This is a genomic window from Streptomyces sp. NPDC003697 (assembly GCF_053587115.1).
The window spans coordinates 1-15,800 of sequence record NZ_JBSFNN010000047.1; the positions used below are offsets into that span (position 1 = coordinate 1).

The 15,800-nt window shown below is 72.7% G+C and carries 11 protein-coding genes and 1 pseudogene; 8 read left to right on the forward strand and 4 right to left on the reverse strand.

Features of this window, described 5'->3' with window-relative positions:
* From ACWDNY_RS19375 to ACWDNY_RS19390, 4 genes and pseudogenes are all read left to right on the forward strand, one after another.
* Positions 1–201, forward strand: a pseudogene (locus ACWDNY_RS19375) (cytochrome ubiquinol oxidase subunit I); the annotation flags it as partial.
* Positions 202–221: 20 nt separating this feature from the next.
* A complete protein-coding gene (gene cydB, locus ACWDNY_RS19380) occupies positions 222–1,241 on the forward strand; it encodes a cytochrome d ubiquinol oxidase subunit II (RefSeq protein WP_451646994.1) in 1,020 nt (339 codons plus the stop codon).
* Between the two features lie 80 nt (positions 1,242–1,321).
* Positions 1,322–4,909: a thiol reductant ABC exporter subunit CydD gene (gene cydD / locus ACWDNY_RS19385; RefSeq protein WP_451646995.1), complete on the forward strand. Its 3,588-nt coding sequence runs from the start codon at positions 1,322–1,324 to the stop codon at positions 4,907–4,909.
* A gap of 294 nt (positions 4,910–5,203) precedes the next feature.
* Entirely contained in the window at positions 5,204–6,247 is a 1,044-nt protein-coding gene (locus ACWDNY_RS19390) for a M23 family metallopeptidase (RefSeq protein ID WP_451646996.1), read from the forward strand.
* Positions 6,248–6,292: 45 nt separating this feature from the next.
* Here ACWDNY_RS19390 and ACWDNY_RS19395 read toward each other — a convergent pair whose 3' ends face one another.
* Positions 6,293–7,201, reverse strand: a complete 909-nt coding sequence (locus tag ACWDNY_RS19395) for a Cof-type HAD-IIB family hydrolase (protein WP_451646997.1) — start codon at positions 7,199–7,201, stop codon at positions 6,293–6,295.
* Between the two features lie 511 nt (positions 7,202–7,712).
* On the reverse strand, positions 7,713–8,906 hold the full coding sequence (locus tag ACWDNY_RS19400) for a glutathione-independent formaldehyde dehydrogenase (protein ID WP_451646998.1): 1,194 nt from the start codon (positions 8,904–8,906) through the stop codon (positions 7,713–7,715).
* A gap of 397 nt (positions 8,907–9,303) precedes the next feature.
* On the opposite strand from ACWDNY_RS19400, the gene ACWDNY_RS19405 reads away from it, so the two are divergent.
* Positions 9,304–10,218 carry an LLM class flavin-dependent oxidoreductase gene (locus tag ACWDNY_RS19405; protein ID WP_451646999.1) on the forward strand — a complete coding sequence of 305 codons (915 nt, stop codon included), beginning with the start codon at positions 9,304–9,306 and terminating at the stop codon, positions 10,216–10,218.
* A 116-nt stretch (positions 10,219–10,334) separates the two neighbouring features.
* Here the strand turns inward: ACWDNY_RS19405 and ACWDNY_RS19410 are convergent, their stop codons facing one another.
* Together ACWDNY_RS19410 and ACWDNY_RS19415 are read right to left on the reverse strand one after the other, a co-directional pair.
* A complete protein-coding gene (locus ACWDNY_RS19410; RefSeq protein ID WP_451647000.1) occupies positions 10,335–10,883 on the reverse strand; it encodes an RNA 2'-phosphotransferase in 549 nt (182 codons plus the stop codon).
* A 171-nt stretch (positions 10,884–11,054) separates the two neighbouring features.
* Positions 11,055–12,812, reverse strand: coding sequence for an SDR family oxidoreductase (locus tag ACWDNY_RS19415; protein WP_451647001.1), 1,758 nt, complete (start codon positions 12,810–12,812; stop codon positions 11,055–11,057).
* A gap of 199 nt (positions 12,813–13,011) precedes the next feature.
* Between ACWDNY_RS19415 and ACWDNY_RS19420 the strand changes: the two genes are divergently transcribed.
* From ACWDNY_RS19420 to ACWDNY_RS19430, 3 genes are read left to right on the forward strand one after another with little or no spacing between them, the layout of a single operon-like run.
* Entirely contained in the window at positions 13,012–13,983 is a 972-nt protein-coding gene (locus ACWDNY_RS19420; protein WP_451647030.1) for an ABC transporter ATP-binding protein, read from the forward strand.
* Positions 13,973–14,884, forward strand: coding sequence for an ABC transporter permease (locus tag ACWDNY_RS19425; RefSeq protein WP_451647002.1), 912 nt, complete (start codon positions 13,973–13,975; stop codon positions 14,882–14,884). Before ACWDNY_RS19420 ends, ACWDNY_RS19425 begins: the two co-directional genes overlap by 11 nt.
* Positions 14,881–15,792 carry an ABC transporter ATP-binding protein gene (locus ACWDNY_RS19430; protein ID WP_451647003.1) on the forward strand — a complete coding sequence of 304 codons (912 nt, stop codon included), beginning with the start codon at positions 14,881–14,883 and terminating at the stop codon, positions 15,790–15,792. Before ACWDNY_RS19425 ends, ACWDNY_RS19430 begins: the two co-directional genes overlap by 4 nt.
* Positions 15,793–15,800 lie beyond the last annotated feature (8 nt).

Here is a 15,800-nt window from a genome sequence, read left to right on the forward strand (position 1 = left end):
CCCGGTGTCTCCCAGGGTGAGGTGCTCACCTCGATGACCCTCTTCACGCTGCTCTACGCGATCCTCGCCGTCGTCGAGGTGAAGCTGCTCGTGAAGTACGTCAAGGCCGGCCCGCCCGAGCTGACGGAGGCCGACCTGAACCCGCCCACGAAGATCGGCGGCGACCGTGACGCCGACAAGCCGATGGCCTTCTCCTACTAGGCCCAGGGAGCTGCACCGTCATGGAACTGCACGACGTCTGGTTCGTCCTGATCGCCGTCCTGTGGACCGGCTACTTCTTCCTGGAGGGGTTCGACTTCGGAGTCGGCATCCTCACCAGGCTGCTGGCCCGCGACCGGCCGGAGCGACGGGTGCTGATCAACACCATCGGTCCCGTCTGGGACGGCAACGAGGTGTGGCTGCTCACCGCGGGCGGGGCCACCTTCGCCGCCTTCCCCGAGTGGTACGCCACGCTGTTCTCCGGGTTCTACCTGCCGCTGCTGGTCATCCTGCTCTGCCTGATCGTGCGGGGTGTGGCCTTCGAGTACCGGGCCAAGCGGCGCGAGGAGCACTGGCAGCGCAACTGGGAGACCGCCATCTTCTGGTGCTCGCTGGTTCCCGCGTTCCTGTGGGGTGTGGCCTTCGGCAACATCGTGCGGGGCGTGCGGATCGACCGGAATTTCGAGTACGTGGGCACCGTCTGGGACCTGCTCAACCCCTACGCGCTCCTCGGCGGGCTGGTGACCCTGACGCTGTTCACCTTCCACGGCGCGGTGTTCACCGCGCTCAAGACCGTGGGTGACATCCGTGAACGGGCCAGGGCGCTGGCGCTGCGTGTCGGTCTCGCGGCGGCCGTCTTCGCGGTGGTCTTCCTGCTGTGGACGCAGAGCGACACGGGCAACGGGCGCAGTCTGGTGGCGCTGACCGTGGCGGTGGCCGCCCTGGTGGCCGCGCTCGCGGCGAACCAGGCGGGGCGTGAGGGGTGGTCGTTCGCCCTGTCGGGCGTCACGATCGCGGCCGCCGTGGCGATGCTGTTCCTGGCGCTCTTCCCGGACGTGATGCCGTCCTCGCTCGACGAGCGGTGGAGCCTGACGGTCACCAACGCCTCGTCGAGCCCGTACACCCTGAAGATCATGACGTGGTGCGCCGGGATCGCCACGCCCGTCGTCCTGCTGTACCAGGGGTGGACCTACTGGGTGTTCCGCAAGCGCATCGGCACCCAGCACATCGCTGCGGACACCGCGGCCGGCGCCGCGCACTGAGTCTGGCAGGGAGGGGGGTCGCACGGTGCCGCGTGCCGTGCCGCATGCGACACCTCCCTGGAACGAAGGGCTTGTTTCACGTGAAACCGATTGATCCGCGCCTGCTGCGGTTCGCCCGCGCCACGCGTCTGTTCCTGGTGGCGGTCGTCGGGCTCGGCGCTCTCGGCGCCGGACTGGTCGTCGCACAGGCGATGCTCGTCGCCGAGGTGGTGGTGGGCGCTTTCCAGGAGGGGACGCCGGTCGCCGGGCTGCGCACTCCCCTGCTGTCACTGGTGGCCGTCGCCGGCGGCCGGGCACTGGTCGCCTGGCTCACCGAGCTGGCCGCGCACCGGGCGAGCGCGTCCGTGAAGTCGGAGCTGCGCGCTCGGCTGCTGGACCGGGCGGCCGCGCTCGGTCCCGGGTGGCTCGCCGGGCAGCGGACCGGCTCGCTGGTCGCGCTTGCCACGCGCGGGGTCGACGCCCTCGACGACTACTTCTCGCGCTATCTGCCGCAGCTCGGGCTTGCGGTCGTCGTCCCGATGGCGGTCCTGGCGCGGATCGTCACGGAGGACTGGCTCTCGGCGGCCCTCATCGTCCTCACCCTGCCGCTCATTCCCGTCTTCATGGTGTTGATCGGCTGGGCCACGCAGTCCCGGACGGATCGTCAGTGGCGGTTGCTCTCCCGGCTGTCCGGGCACTTCCTGGACGTGGTCGCGGGGCTGCCGACGCTGAAGGTGTTCGGCCGGGCCAAGGCCCAGGCGGAGTCGATCCGCCGCATCACCGCCGAGTACCGGCGAGCCACCATGCGGACCCTGCGGATCGCCTTCCTGTCGTCCTTCGCGCTGGAGCTGCTGGCCACGCTGTCCGTGGCCCTCGTCGCCGTCACGATCGGCATGCGCCTCGTCGCCGGCGAGATGGACCTGTACATCGGGCTGGTCATCCTCGTCCTGGCGCCCGAGGCCTACCTGCCGCTGCGGCAGGTGGGCGCGCAATACCACGCGGCGGCGGAGGGGCTGGCCGCGGCCGAGGAGATCTTCGCCGTGCTGGAGACGCCGGTGCCCCCGTCGGGCACCGGCGCCGTCCCGTCGGGGGCGCTGGCCTTCGAGGACGTCACCGTCCGCCATCCTGGCCGGACCGCCGACGCCGTGCGGGACGTCTCCTTCGCCGTCGAATCCGGGGAGACGGTGGCTCTGGTCGGGCCGAGCGGAGTGGGCAAGTCGACGCTGCTGCATGTGCTGCTGGGGTTCGTGCGGCCCGCCGGGGGGCGGGTCCGCGTCGGCGAGGCGGATCTCGCCGGCCTCGACCTCGAGCAGTGGCGGTCGCGCATCGCCTGGGTGCCCCAGCGGCCGCACCTGTACGCGGGCACGATCGCCGAGAACGTACGGCTTGCGCGGCCCGGTGCGGACACCGCCGCGGTACGGCGGGCCCTGGCGGACGCGGGTGCGCTGAGGTTCGCCGAGGCTCTGCCCGAGGGCCTGGACACCGTGCTCGGCGAGGACGGAACGGGCCTTTCCGCCGGACAGCGGCAACGGCTCGCGCTCGCCCGGGCCTTCCTCGCCGACCGGCCCGTCCTGCTGCTCGACGAGCCGACGGCGGCGCTGGACGGCGGCACCGAGGCCGAGGTCGTGCGGGCGGTGCGGCGGCTCGCCGCCGGGCGGACGGTGCTGCTCGTCGCGCACCGGCCGGCGCTGCTGGAGGTCGCGGACCGCGTGGTCCGGCTGGAGCCGGCCCCGCTCACGCGCCTTCCCGGCGAGGTGGGCGGCCCGGCGGCCGCAGATGGGCGAAGGGGAGGGAAGCCGGCGGCCGGGGACGTGACGGTGGCCCGGGCGGCCGCGGACGACGGGACCGCGGTGAGCGCCACCACCGCGGTCGCCGCCGTGGACGGCCGCGCGGAGACGCGAGCCCGAGTCGCCGGCAACGCGGCCGTCCGAGGGCGCACGCGGCGAGTGCTTGCCCGGGTCCGTGCGATGTCCGGTCCCCGGCGGGGAAGGCTCACCGGCGCGCTGCTGCTCGGCAGCCTGGCGCTCGGCAGCGCCGTCGGGCTGATGGCCACCTCGGGCTGGCTGATCTCGCGTGCCTCGCAGCACCCGCCCGTGCTGTATCTGATGGTGGCCGTCACGGCGACGCGGGCCTTCGGTATCGGGCGTGCCGTCTTCCGGTACGCGGAGCGGCTGGTGTCGCACGACGCGGTGCTGCGGATGCTCGCCGACACCCGGGTGGCCGTCTACCGGCGGCTGGAGCGGCTGGCGCCCGGCGGGCTGCGCCGCACACGGCGGGGCGACCTGCTGACCCGGCTCGTCGCCGACGTGGACGCGCTGCAGGACTACTGGCTGCGCTGGCTGCTGCCCGCCGGAGCGGCGCTGATCGTGTCCGCCGCCTCCGTGGCCTTCACGGCCTGGCTGCTGCCCGAGGCAGGCGCGGTCCTCGCCGCCGGTCTGCTCACGGCCGGGGTCGGTGTCCCGCTGGTCTCGGGGTCGGTGGCCCGGCGCGCCGAGCGCCGGCTCGCCCCGGCGCGGGGTCTGCTCGCGACGCGTGTCACCGACCTGCTGACCGGAACCGCGGAGCTGACGGTCGCCGGTGCGCTGCCCGCCCGTACCGCCGAGGCACGGCGGGCCGACTCCGTGCTGACCCGGATCGCCTGCCGCGCCGCCACCGCCACCGCGCTCGGCGCCGGGCTGACCGCGCTGGTCTCGGGGCTGACCGTCGCGGCGGCCGCCGCCGTGGGTGCGCGCGCGGTCGCCGACGGGCGCCTGGCCGGCGTGGCGGTGGCCGTCGTCGTGCTGACTCCGTTGGCCGCCTTCGAGGCCGTGCTCGGACTGCCGCTCGCCGTGCAGTACCGCCGGCGCGTACGCCGCAGCGCCGAGCGTGTCCAGGAGGTGCTGGACGCGCCGGAGCCCGTCCGTGAGCCGGAGCGGCCCCGGCCGGCGCCGGCCTCGCCCTTCCCGCTCATCGTGAAGGACCTGACCACCGGGTACGCCGGGCAGGACCGGAACGCGCTCACCGGGCTCCGTCTGACCGTGGAACGGGGTCGCCGGATCGCCGTGGTCGGGCCGTCGGGCTCGGGCAAGACGACCCTCGCGCAGGTGCTGCTGCGGTTCCTCGACGCGCGGGCCGGGACGTACACGCTCGGCGGTGTCGACGCCTGCGCCCTCGACGGCGACGACGTCCGCCGCCTGGTCGGGCTGTGCGCCCAGGACGCGCACCTCTTCGACAGCTCCGTGCGCGAGAACCTGCTGCTCGCGAGGAAGGACGCGAGCGAGGCCGACCTGCGCGACGCGCTCGCGCGGGCCCGGCTGCTCGACTGGGCCGACGGCCTGCCCGACGGACTCGACACCCTGGTCGGCGAGCACGGCGCACGGCTGTCCGGCGGGCAGCGGCAGCGGCTGGCGCTGGCCCGCGCACTGCTGGCCGGCTTCCCGGTCCTGGTCCTCGACGAACCCGCCGAACACCTCGACCTGCCCACCGCCGACGCGCTCACCGCGGATCTGCTGGCCGCCACCGAGGGCCGCACCACGCTGCTCATCACACACCGGCTCGCGGGCGTGGAGGCCGTCGACGAGGTGATCGTGCTCGACGAGGGCCGCGTGGTGCAGCGCGGACCGTACGCGGAGCTGGCCGCGGTGCCCGGGCCGCTGCGCACGATGCTCGACCGCGAGGCGGAGACGGACCTGCTCGCCGGGGTCCGCTAGTGCCGCGGCAGGCAACGTTTGCCCGTCAGGGAGCGGCGTCCGGTGCGAGAGGGCGTGCCGGGCGTCGCGACGGGGCGAACGTTGCCTGTCGCGGCACTAGGTTCCGCCGGAGGCGGCCGGCGCGGCCGGGTGGCGCACCCTACGACCCGCCGCGACCCGGGCCGGCCGGACCGTCGGCACGACGGCCTCCCGTCGGCGGTCCGGGGGCCGGACGGGAGCCATCCGGGCGATTCCCGCCCCGGCCGTACGGCGGCGACGCCGCTGTCACCCGCTCCCGCGGGCCAGGATCGCCGCATGCACTCACTTCGCTGCCGGTTTCTGCTGCTCGCACTGCTGTGGGCGCTCACCGTGGCGGCCGGGGGTCCCGCCGGCGCCCACAACCGTGGCGGCGACAACGGCGCCGGCGCACGGCTGGCGCGCCTCTACAAGGAGGCCGCCGTGACCGCCCAGCGCTACCGCGCCGGCCGGCGTGAGGCGGCGAAGCAGCGGCAGCGGGTCCGGCGCATCGACGCACTCCTCGACCGTGAGCGCGGGCGGGTCGCCGGTCTGCAGGAGGACCTGGGCCGGGTCGCGCGCGCCCAGTACCGCGCCGGAGGGGGACTGCCGCTCACCGTGCAGCTGCTGCTCGCGGGCGACCCGGAGGACCTGGTGCGCCGTCAGAGTGCCGCGCGGCAGGCGGGCGGCGTCCTCACGCCCATGGTCCGCAGCGGCCGCCGGGCCGAGGCTCGGCTCGCCGCGGAGGAGGTCAGGGCGGTGCGGGTCTGGCGGACGCTGGACCGGCGCACCGTCCGCCTCGCCGAGCTGAGCAAGGACATCCGGCAGAGGCTTCAGGCCGCACGGCGGCGGTTGGAGCGCCAGGCGGACGCCTCGGTCGCGGCGGGCAGGTGCCGTGACGCCGTGCGCCTGGGCCCGTCGCCGGCCGGCTCCCCGCGGGCCTGGGTCGCGCCGGTGGACGCGTACGAGATGTCCGCCGGGTTCGGCAACAGAGGGAGGCGGTGGGCGCACCGGCACACCGGGCAGGACTTCGCGGTGCCGATCGGCACACCGGTGCGGGCGGTCGGCGCGGGACGGGTGGTGAGGGTGGCCTGCGGGGGCCCTTTCGGCGTCCAGATCGTCCTCCGGCACCCGGACGGCTCGTTCACGCGGTACGCCCACCTCGCCTCCGTCGCCGTCGAGCGTGGTGAGCGGGTGACGAGCGGCCAGTGGATCGGCCAGTCCGGCACCACCGGGAATTCCACCGGCCCGCATCTGCACTTCGAGGTGGGGACCAACGAGCAGTCGGCCTCGGCGGTGGACCCGCTGCCGTGGCTGGCCGCCCGCGGCGTCCACCTGGACTAGGGGCCCGCCACGGGCCGGCACCGGGGCTGCGGACGCCGGCTGCCGCTACAGCCGGTCGCCGAGGATGCGCTCGATGACGACCGCGACCCCGTCGTCGTTGTTGGCGACCGTCCGCCCGGACGCCGCGGCGACCACGGCGGGGTGCGCGTTGCCCATCGCGTAGGACCGGCCGGCCCAGGTCAGCATCTCGACGTCGTTCGGCATGTCCCCGAAGGCGACGACCTGCTCGTGCGAGATACCGCGCTCGGCACAGCACAGGGCGAGCGTGCTGGCCTTGGACACACCCGGGCCACTGATCTCCAGCAGGGCGCTGGGGCTGGACCGGGTGATGGTGGCGCGCCCGCCGACGGCAAGCCGGCCGAGGGTGAGGAAGGCGTCCGGGTCCAGTTCGGGGTGGTAGGCGAGGATCTTCAGGATCGGCTGGTCCGAGCCGACCCCGTCCGGCGCCAGCAACTCCTCGGCGGGTGCGAGGGTGTCGGGTGTCTCCATGTGCAGCTTGGGATACGTCGGCTCCTGGTAGAAGCCGTACGTCTGCTCCACCGCGTAGACCGTGCCCGGCGCCGCCTCGCGCAGCAGCCCCACCGTTTCCACCGCGTTCTCCCGTGCCAGGTCCCGCACCTTGACGAAGCGGTGGGCGCCGGGACCGCCGTGCAGATCGACCACGGCCGCGCCGTTGCCGCAGATCGCCAGGCCGTGACCGTGGACGTGGTCGCTGACGACGTCCATCCAGCGGGCCGGGCGGCCGGTCACGAAGAAGACCTCGATGCCTGCCTCCTCGGCGGCGGCGAGGGCGGAGACCGTGCGGGGCGAGACGGACTTGTCGTCGCGCAGCAGGGTTCCGTCGAGGTCGGTGGCGATCAGCCGCGGCCGGACGATGGGGGCACCTCCCTGGTCGGGTGATGCCGCGAGCGTGGGCGCGGCCGGGGGCTCGGGCTGTCGAGTCGCTGAGGTCACCCGGCCATTGTCCCGCACATGCCCGCACGGGTGTGCGGAACTCCGCGCACCTGAGACGTTGCGGAGGTCACGTCCCGGGCCCGCGGGGCGGCGGGGACACTTCCGGCACCGCGCCCACGGCCGGACCCGGTCAGGCGAGCTGCTCCTGTGCTGCCGGCGACCTCGCTCCCGGTCGGGTCGGTCCACTTCGGGGCGGGGCGAAGATGCCGCACCACGACCCCGAGTCGGCTGACTCTGCCGAAGCAGCCTCAGCCCATTCGGTGCGTCGGCAAGCCGACGAGCAGGCGGCACGGTCGATGTCCGACCAGACTGAATCGGCCCCCGAGCAGCTGACCGAGGCGACCTCGTGACGAGGCCGACCGAGGCAGTCGGCCCCCGCTACCCGACCGCCCCGGTCGACCGCCGAGGCGGAGTCTCTTCCCGGGCCTTTTCGCCGGCCGATGCGTCGGCAAGGCAGGGGTCCGGCCCGCGGCCTCCCCGAACGGGGACTGCGGGCCGGGGAGGGCGGGCCTCAGGTGGGAATGAGGCCGTGGGGGTCGATGATGAACTTGAGCGGCACTCCCGAGTCGAAGGTCGCGTAGGCCTCGGGGGCCTCGTCGAGGCTGATCACCTTCGCGTTGAGCAGGGCGCTCAAGTAGGGCATGCGGTCCCACAGGATCGCCATCATCAGTTCGCGGTTGTACTGCATGACCGGTGCCTGCCCGGCGGTGATCCGCGGTGACTTGATCCAGGCCTTGCCGATGTCGATCGGGTACGTTCCCTCTTGCTCGTCCTTCGACTTCGCGAGCGGGTCGGGGCCGTAGACGCCGATGATTCCGGTGGCTCCGCCCGCGCGGGTGGCGTCGATCACCTGGTTGATGGCGTAGGCCGGGTCCATGTCCTCGGCCTCGCGGCCGATGCCGTGTGCCTCGGTGCCGACGTAGTCGACTGCGCAGTCGACCCGGGGTTCGCCCAGGATGGCCTCGATCTGGTCGGTGAGCGGTGCGTCCTGGGTCAGGTCGATCGTCTCGCAGCCGTTGTTCTTCACCAGCTCCAGGCGGTCCTTGTTGTGGTCGCCGACGATGATGCAGGACGCCCCCAGGAGGCGCGCCGATGCCGCGGCGCAGCGGCCGACCGGGCCGGCGCCGGCGATGTACACGGTCGAGCCCGTCTTGGCACCGCCCTCCATGAGACCGTGGAACGCGGTGGGCAGGATGTCCGAGAGCACCGCCAGGTCAAGGATCTTCGCCATGGCCTGGTCCTTGTCCGGGAACTTCAGGAGCTGGAAGTCGGCGTACGGGACGAACATGTACTCGGCCTGGCCACCGTCATAGTCGCCCAGGTTGAAGCCGTATGCTCCGCAGGGCACCTTGGGGTTCGTGGTCTCGCAGACGTCGGTCCGGCGCGCCTTGCAGTTGCGGCATCGGCCGCAGGCGACGTTGAACGGGACGGAGACGAGGTCGCCCTCACTGAGGAACTCGACGTCGGGGCCGACCTCGATGACCTCCCCGGTGTTCTCGTGCCCCATCACCATGCCCTGGGGCACCGGGAAGGAACCGCGGTAGATGTGCAGGTCGCTACCGCAGATGTTGGTGGCGACGAGCCTGAGGATGGCGCCATGCGGGGCGTCTTTCCCGTTCGGCATCTTAAGCTTCGGGAAGTCGCGGGACTCGACGCGCATGTCTTTCGGAGCGTTGAAGACGACGGCGCGGTTGTTGCTTGCCATGAGGATCTCCTCTGCTGATCGAGGGCGACTCGGCCGTGCAAGTGCTGGCGGTCATTTGGGTAGATTTGCGACCTCGGCTTTTCCAACGTATGGCTGCCACCCGACGTATGCACGCCGGAAGCGGACCCTCTGTGCCGGCGTGCCATCGCACTGACGCCGTGTGCCACGCTCCCGGCCAAGCACGTCATCTCCATCCGGGCAGGCCCGCGCGTTGCTGGCTTTGAGGGATGACCGACGCGGCAGCGCCCGCTCCTCAGGAGCCCTCAGAACGCCCTGGTCCACGTTTCTCGGCCGGTCTCCGGGCGCCCCGCCTCCTCGGCCGTTCCGGCACCAGCAGTGGCCGACCCCGAGTACGACCGTTCGCAGACGCGCCGAGGGGCACCGTAGGCTCTGGAGCATGAGTCTGCGTCTGAGCACCGTGATCCTCCCGTACCGCCGCTGGCACGAGGGGGGCCGCGCCGCATGGCAGCGTGCGGAGGAGCTCGGGTTCCACGGCGCGTACACCTACGACCACCTGTCCTGGCGCGTCCCGTTCCGTGACGGGCCCTGGTTCGGAGCGGTACCGACACTCACCGCCGCCGCGGGCGTCACCGAGCAGATGCGCTTGGGCACCCTCGTCACGTCGCCTAATTTCAGGCACCCGGTGACTCTGGCCAAGGAACTGATCTCGCTGGACGACATTTCCGGCGGCCGGATCACGCTGGGCATCGGCGCGGGTGGCAATGGCTTCGACGCCACGGTGCTCGGTCAGGAGCCCTGGACCCCGCGCGAGCGTGCCGCGCGGTTCGAGGAGTTCGTGCCGCTGCTCGACCGGCTGCTGACCGAGGACGGCACGGACGGTGTCTCGTACAACGGCGACTTCTACTCGGCGCACGAGGCGCGCAACATCCCCGGCTGTGTGCAGCGGCCCCGGCTGCCCTTCGCGGTGGCCGCCACCGGCCCGCGCGGGCTGCGGCTCGCCGCGCGCCACGGCCAGGCGTGGGTGACCACGGGTGACCCCAAGCTGTACGAGACGGGTACCCCTGAGCAGTCCCGCCAGGCACTGCGTGACCAGGTTGAGAAGCTGGGAAAGGCGTGCTTGGACATCGGCCGCGACGCCGACGCCGTGGACAAGGTCCTGCTGACTGGTTTCACGCCGGACCGTGGCCGTCCCCTGGAGTCCCTCAACGCCTTCGTCGACTTCGCCGGCAGGCACAGGGAACTCGGCTTCACCGAGATCGTCATCCACTGGCCGATCCCGGATTCGGACTTCGCCGCCGACATGGACGCCTTCGAGCGCATTGCCACCGAGGCGCTCGCGCAGCTGGGGTGACGGCCCCTGCGCCGGCCGGGGCCGGTGGCCATACTGACGTCCGACCTTGCCGACATGTCCCGGCTGTGCGGTGACCGAGTCCGGCTCATCGGCATCTGAAGGGTGAAGTGCCCAGGTCAGCGGGGACCGGGGAACCGAAGGTATCGGGCCGGCACGGCCTGGGTCAGCCACACGCCGTTGGCGCTGACGTGGAAGACATGGCCGTCGCGGTGCATGGCGGCGGCGTCCACGGACAGCACGACGGGGCGGCCGCGGCGGGCACCGACGCGTGTCGCGGTTACGCGGTCGGCGGACAGGTGCACGTCGTGGCGGCGCATGGGCCTGAGCCCCTCGGTGCGGATGGCGTGCAGGGCGCGGGGCACCGTCCCGTGGTAGAGGCACGGCGGCGGGGTCGCCGGCGCCAGTCCGAGGTCGACCTCGACGCTGTGGCCCTGGCTGGCCCGGATGCGGTCGCCCTCGACGGCGAAGCGCCGCTTGTCGTTGGTGGCGACCACGTGGTCGAGCTCCTCGCGGGAGAAGGGGAAGCCCTGGGTGGCCGCTGCCGTGATCAGTGCGTCGATGGCGACCCAGCCCCCCTCGTCCAGGGTCAGCCCGAGCCGTTCCGGCTGGTGGCGCAGGTGCCTGGAAAGAAACTTGGACACCTTCACCGTGCGTCTTTCGTCCATGGCACCAAGCATGCCGGGTGAGACACGGATCACGCGGGTGAGCATGGCGGACAGGTTTGATCCACAGCCCGGCACGGTTTTCCACAGGTTGAGCGGTGAAACTGTGGACAACCGGGCCCCCGGTCGGGCCGTGCCGCCCGGCCGCCCGGCCGGCACGGCCCGACCGGGGGCTCACAGCCGGGGTTCCACCCGCGCGATCCGCCGCGCCAGGCCGGGAGCCCAGCGGGACACCGCGCGGAGGACACGGGCCTCCGGCGTGACCGCGACCACCGCCTCGTCGCGGACCACCGCCCGCACGATCGCAGCGGCGACCCTCTCCGACGGGTAGCCGCGCAGCCCGTACAGGCGGGTGGCGCGCTGCTGCCGGCGCTTCTCCTCCGCAGCGTCGACGCCCGCGAACCGCGCCGTCGACGTGATGCCGGTGGCGACGAAACCGGGACACACCGCCGTGACGCCGACCCCCCGTCCGGCCAGCTCGGCACGCAGGCACTCGCTGAGCATCAGCACGGCCGCCTTGGAGGCGCTGTAGGCGGGCAGTGCCTTCCAGGGGTGGTACGCCGCCGCGGAGGCGAGGTTGACGATGTGACCGCCCTGCCCGCGCTCGGCCATCTGCCGTCCGAAGAGCCGGCAGGCGTGGATGACGCCCCACAGGTTGACGTCGAGGACCCCGCGCCAGTCCTCGGGGGTGGTGTCGAGGAAGGAGCCGGACAGGCCGACTCCCGCGCTGTTCACCAGCACGTCGACGACGCCGTACTCGGCGGCGACGCGCGCGGCGAGCCGCTCCATGGCCTGCTCGTCGGAGACGTCGGCCGTCTCCGCCCAGGCCTCCCGCGCGCCGGCCGCCAGGGAGACCTCGGCGGTGCGGGCCGCGGCCCGCGCGTTGCGGTCGACGGCCACCACGCGCGCGCCGGCCTCGGCGAACGCGAGTGCCGTCGCCCGTCCGATGCCGCTGCCCGCGCCGGTGACCAGCACGAGCTGTCCGCCGAAGCGGTCGGCGTACGCCCCGTCGGCCCGCGGTGTGGGACGGCCCTCCTCGGTGGCCGTCACGAACTCCGTGATCCAGGTCGCCAGCAGGTCGGGGCGGGTCCGCGGGACCCAGTGCCCGGCCTGCAGCGTCCGGCGCACCAGCCGCGGCGCCCACTCCTCCAGGCCGTCGTACAGCCGCTCCGACAGGAACGGGTCCTCCAGGGGCGTGATGAGCTGCACGGGCGCGTGTGCGTAGGCGTCCGCGCGGGGCCGGCGCAGCCGGGGCCGGACGTTGTCCCGGTACAGCCAGGCGCCGTGCGCCGCGTCGCGGGGCAGCGACGAGGTCGGGTAGTCGCCGCCGGACAGCTTCTCGGCACGCCGCAGGATCGCCGGCCAGCGCCTGCCCAGCGGGCCCCGCCAGGCCAGTTCGGGCAGCAGCGGGGTGTGCAGCAGGTACACGTACCAGGACTTCGCGCCCTGGCCGAGGAGCTGGCCGACCCGGCGCGGGGTGGGCCGCCTCATCCGCCGGCCGATCCAGTGGCCGAAGTGGTCGAGCGAGGGCCCGGACAGCGAGGTGAAGGAGGCGATGCGGCCCTCGGTGCGCCCGGCGGTGACGAACTCCCACGACTGCACGGAGCCCCAGTCGTGCCCGACCAGGTGCACGGGCCGCCCGGGGCTGACCGCGTCGGCGACCGCCAGGAAGTCGTCCGTGAGCTTGTCCAGGGTGAAGCCGCCGCGCAGCGGCCGCGGGGCCGTGGACCGGCCGTGGCCCCGCACGTCGTACAGCACCACGTGGAAGCGGCCGGCGAGGCGGACGGCCACCTCGGACCAGACCTCCTTGCTGTCCGGGTAGCCGTGCACGAGGAGGACCGTCGGCCGGGCCGGGTCACCCAGTTCGGCCACGGCGAGCTCGACCCCGTCGGCGTGCACCCGGCGTTCCCGCGCGTCCTTGAGCACCGTCACTCCCCTCGGCTCGACCCCGGCGACTGTGGCAGTCGTTAGACGTAACGTCAACAGGGCCCCGGCGACCCGCGGGGAGCCGCTGGTGGCGTGAGACCTCAGGGGGACCCCTACGGACCCGTACGACTGGAGTCTGACACCAAGACTGCTCTGGGGTCTGACGACCGCCGTGGCGCGCGTCACTACCGTCGAGGACGTGACTGTGATCGCGACCGAAAGCCTGAGCAAGCGGTACCCACGGGTGACCGCGCTTGACCGGCTCTCCGTGGACGTCGGACCCGGTGTGACAGGGCTCGTCGGCGCCAACGGAGCCGGCAAGTCCACACTGATCAAGATCCTGCTGGGTCTGTCCCCCGCGACCGAGGGCCGCGCCGAGGTGCTCGGCCTCGACGTCGCCACCGAGGGCGCCGCCATCCGCGAGCGCGTCGGCTACATGCCGGAGCACGACTGCCTGCCGCCCGACGTCTCGGCCACCGAGTTCGTCGTCCACATGGCACGCATGTCCGGGCTGCCCGCGACCGCCGCGCGCGAACGCACCGCCGACACGCTGCGCCACGTCGGCCTCTACGAGGAGCGGTACCGCCCCATCGGCGGCTACTCGACCGGCATGAAGCAGCGGGTGAAGCTGGCCCAGGCACTGGTGCACGACCCGCGGCTCGTCTTCCTGGACGAGCCGACCAACGGCCTCGACCCGGTCGGCCGCGACGAGATGCTCGGCCTGATCCGCCGCATCCACACCGACTTCGGCATCTCGGTCCTGGTCACCTCGCACCTGCTCGGCGAACTCGAACGCACCTGCGACCACGTCGTCGTCGTCGACGGCGGCAAGCTCCTGCGTTCCAGCTCCACCACCGACTTCACCCAGATCACGACCACCCTCGCGATCGAGGTGACCGACAGCGACGAGCACCCGGACGGCACCCGCGCGGTGCGCGAGGCGCTCCACGCGCGCGGGGTGCGGACCCAGGACGGCACCGGCCTGCCGGGCGCGGGCCACGTCCTGCTCCTCACCGCGCAGAACGAGGAGACGTACGACCTGGTGCGGGACGTCATCGCGGACCTCGGCCTCGGCCTGGTCCGCATGGAGCAGCGCCGCCACCACATCTCGGAGGTCTTCCGGGACGACGAACAGCACGGCACCCAGCGGAGGGAGGCGGTCGGCCATGGCGGTTGAGCAGCCCACGACGATGCCGGGTGACCAGACCCGCATCCACGACATCGGCTACCGGGGCTACGACGGCCCCCGCCTGGGCCGGGCCTACGCCCGCCGCTCGCTGTACTCGCAGTCCCTGCGCGGCGCCTACGGCTTCGGCCGCTCGCTGAAGTCCAAGGTGCTGCCGATGCTGCTGTTCGTGGTGATGTGCGTGCCCGCCGCCATCATGGTGGCCGTGACCGTCGCCACGAAGATGAAGGACCTGCCGGTCGACTACACGCGCTACGCCATCATCATGCAGGGCGTCATCAGCCTGTACGTCGCCTCCCAGGCACCCCAGTCCGTCTCCCGGGACCTGCGCTTCAGGACCGTGCCGCTGTACTTCTCGCGGCCCATCGAGACCGCCGACTACGTCCGCGCCAAGTACGCGGCGCTGGCCTCGGCGATGTTCGCGCTGACCGCCGCTCCGCTGCTCGTGCTGTACGCGGGCGCGCTCCTGGCCAAGCTGGACTTCGCCGAGCAGACCGAGGGATTCGCACAGGGACTGGTCTCCGTGGCACTGCTGTCGCTGCTCTTCGCCGGCATCGGCCTGGTCATCGCCGCCGTCACACCGCGCCGCGGCTTCGGCATCGCCGCCGTCATCGCGGTGCTGACCATCTCCTACGGCGCGGTCTCCACGCTCCAGGCCATCGCCGTGGCGCAGGGCAGCACCGGTGCCGTCGCGTGGATCGGCCTGTTCTCACCGATCACCCTCATCGACGGCGTGCAGACCGCGTTCCTGGGCGCGAGCTCCAGCTTCCCCGGCGGTTCGGGGACCGGCCCCTCCCACGCCGAGGGCGTCGTCTACGTCCTCGCCGTCCTCGGACTCGTCGCCGCGAGCCACGGCCTCCTGATGCGCCGCTACAAGAAGGTGGGACTGTGACGACCCTCAGCATCGACCACGTCTCCCGCTGGTTCGGCAACGTGGTCGCCGTCAACGACATCACCATGACGATCGGTCCCGGCGTCACCGGCCTGCTCGGCCCCAACGGCGCCGGGAAGTCCACCCTGATCAACATGATGGGCGGCTTCCTCGCCCCCTCCACGGGCTCCATCACGCTCGACGGGCAGCCGGTGTGGCGCAACGAGCGGATCTACCGGCACATCGGAGTCGTGCCCGAACGAGAGGCGATGTACGACTTCCTCACGGGCCGCGAGTTCGTCGTGGCCAACGCCGAGCTGCACGGGCTGGGCGCCGAGGCGGCCCAGCGCGCGCTGGCCACCGTCGAGATGGAGTACGCGCAGGACCGGAAGATCTCCACGTACTCCAAGGGCATGCGGCAGCGCGTGAAGATGGCGTCCGCCCTGGTCCACGAGCCGTCGCTCCTGCTCCTCGACGAACCCTTCAACGGCATGGACCCGCGCCAGCGCATGCAGCTGATGGACCTGCTGCGTCGCATGGGCGACGAGGGCCGCACCGTGCTGTTCTCCTCCCACATCCTCGAGGAGGTCGAACAGCTCGCCCGGCACATCGAGGTGGTCGTCGCCGGACGCCACGCGGCCAGCGGCGACTTCCGCCGGATCCGCCGGCTGATGACGGACCGCCCGCACCGCTACCTGGTGCGGTCCAGCGACGACCGCGCACTCGCCGCCGCGCTGATCGCGGACCCGTCGACGTCCGGCATCGAGGTCGACGTCGCCGAGGGCGCCCTGCGCGTCCAGGCGGTCGACTTCGGCCGCTTCACCACGCTGCTGCCGAGGGTCGCCAGGGACCACGGCATCCGGCTGCACACAGTCTCGCCCTCCGACGAGTCCCTCGAGTCCGTCTTCTCGTACCTGGTCGCGGCGTAGGAGGCCGA

Bases quoted from the DNA above. Each gene is read 5' to 3' on its own strand.
- cydB (WP_451646994.1), top strand. From the start codon at position 222: ATGGAACTGCACGACGTCTGGTTCGTCCTGATCGCCGTCCTGTGGACC.
- ACWDNY_RS19425 (WP_451647002.1), top strand. From the start codon at position 13,973: ATGGCGGTTGAGCAGCCCACGACGATGCCGGGTGACCAGACCCGCATC.
- ACWDNY_RS19410 (WP_451647000.1), bottom strand. From the start codon at position 10,883: ATGGACGAAAGACGCACGGTGAAGGTGTCCAAGTTTCTTTCCAGGCAC.
- ACWDNY_RS19400 (WP_451646998.1), bottom strand. From the start codon at position 8,906: ATGGCAAGCAACAACCGCGCCGTCGTCTTCAACGCTCCGAAAGACATG.
- ACWDNY_RS19390 (WP_451646996.1), top strand. From the start codon at position 5,204: ATGCACTCACTTCGCTGCCGGTTTCTGCTGCTCGCACTGCTGTGGGCG.
- ACWDNY_RS19405 (WP_451646999.1), top strand. From the start codon at position 9,304: ATGAGTCTGCGTCTGAGCACCGTGATCCTCCCGTACCGCCGCTGGCAC.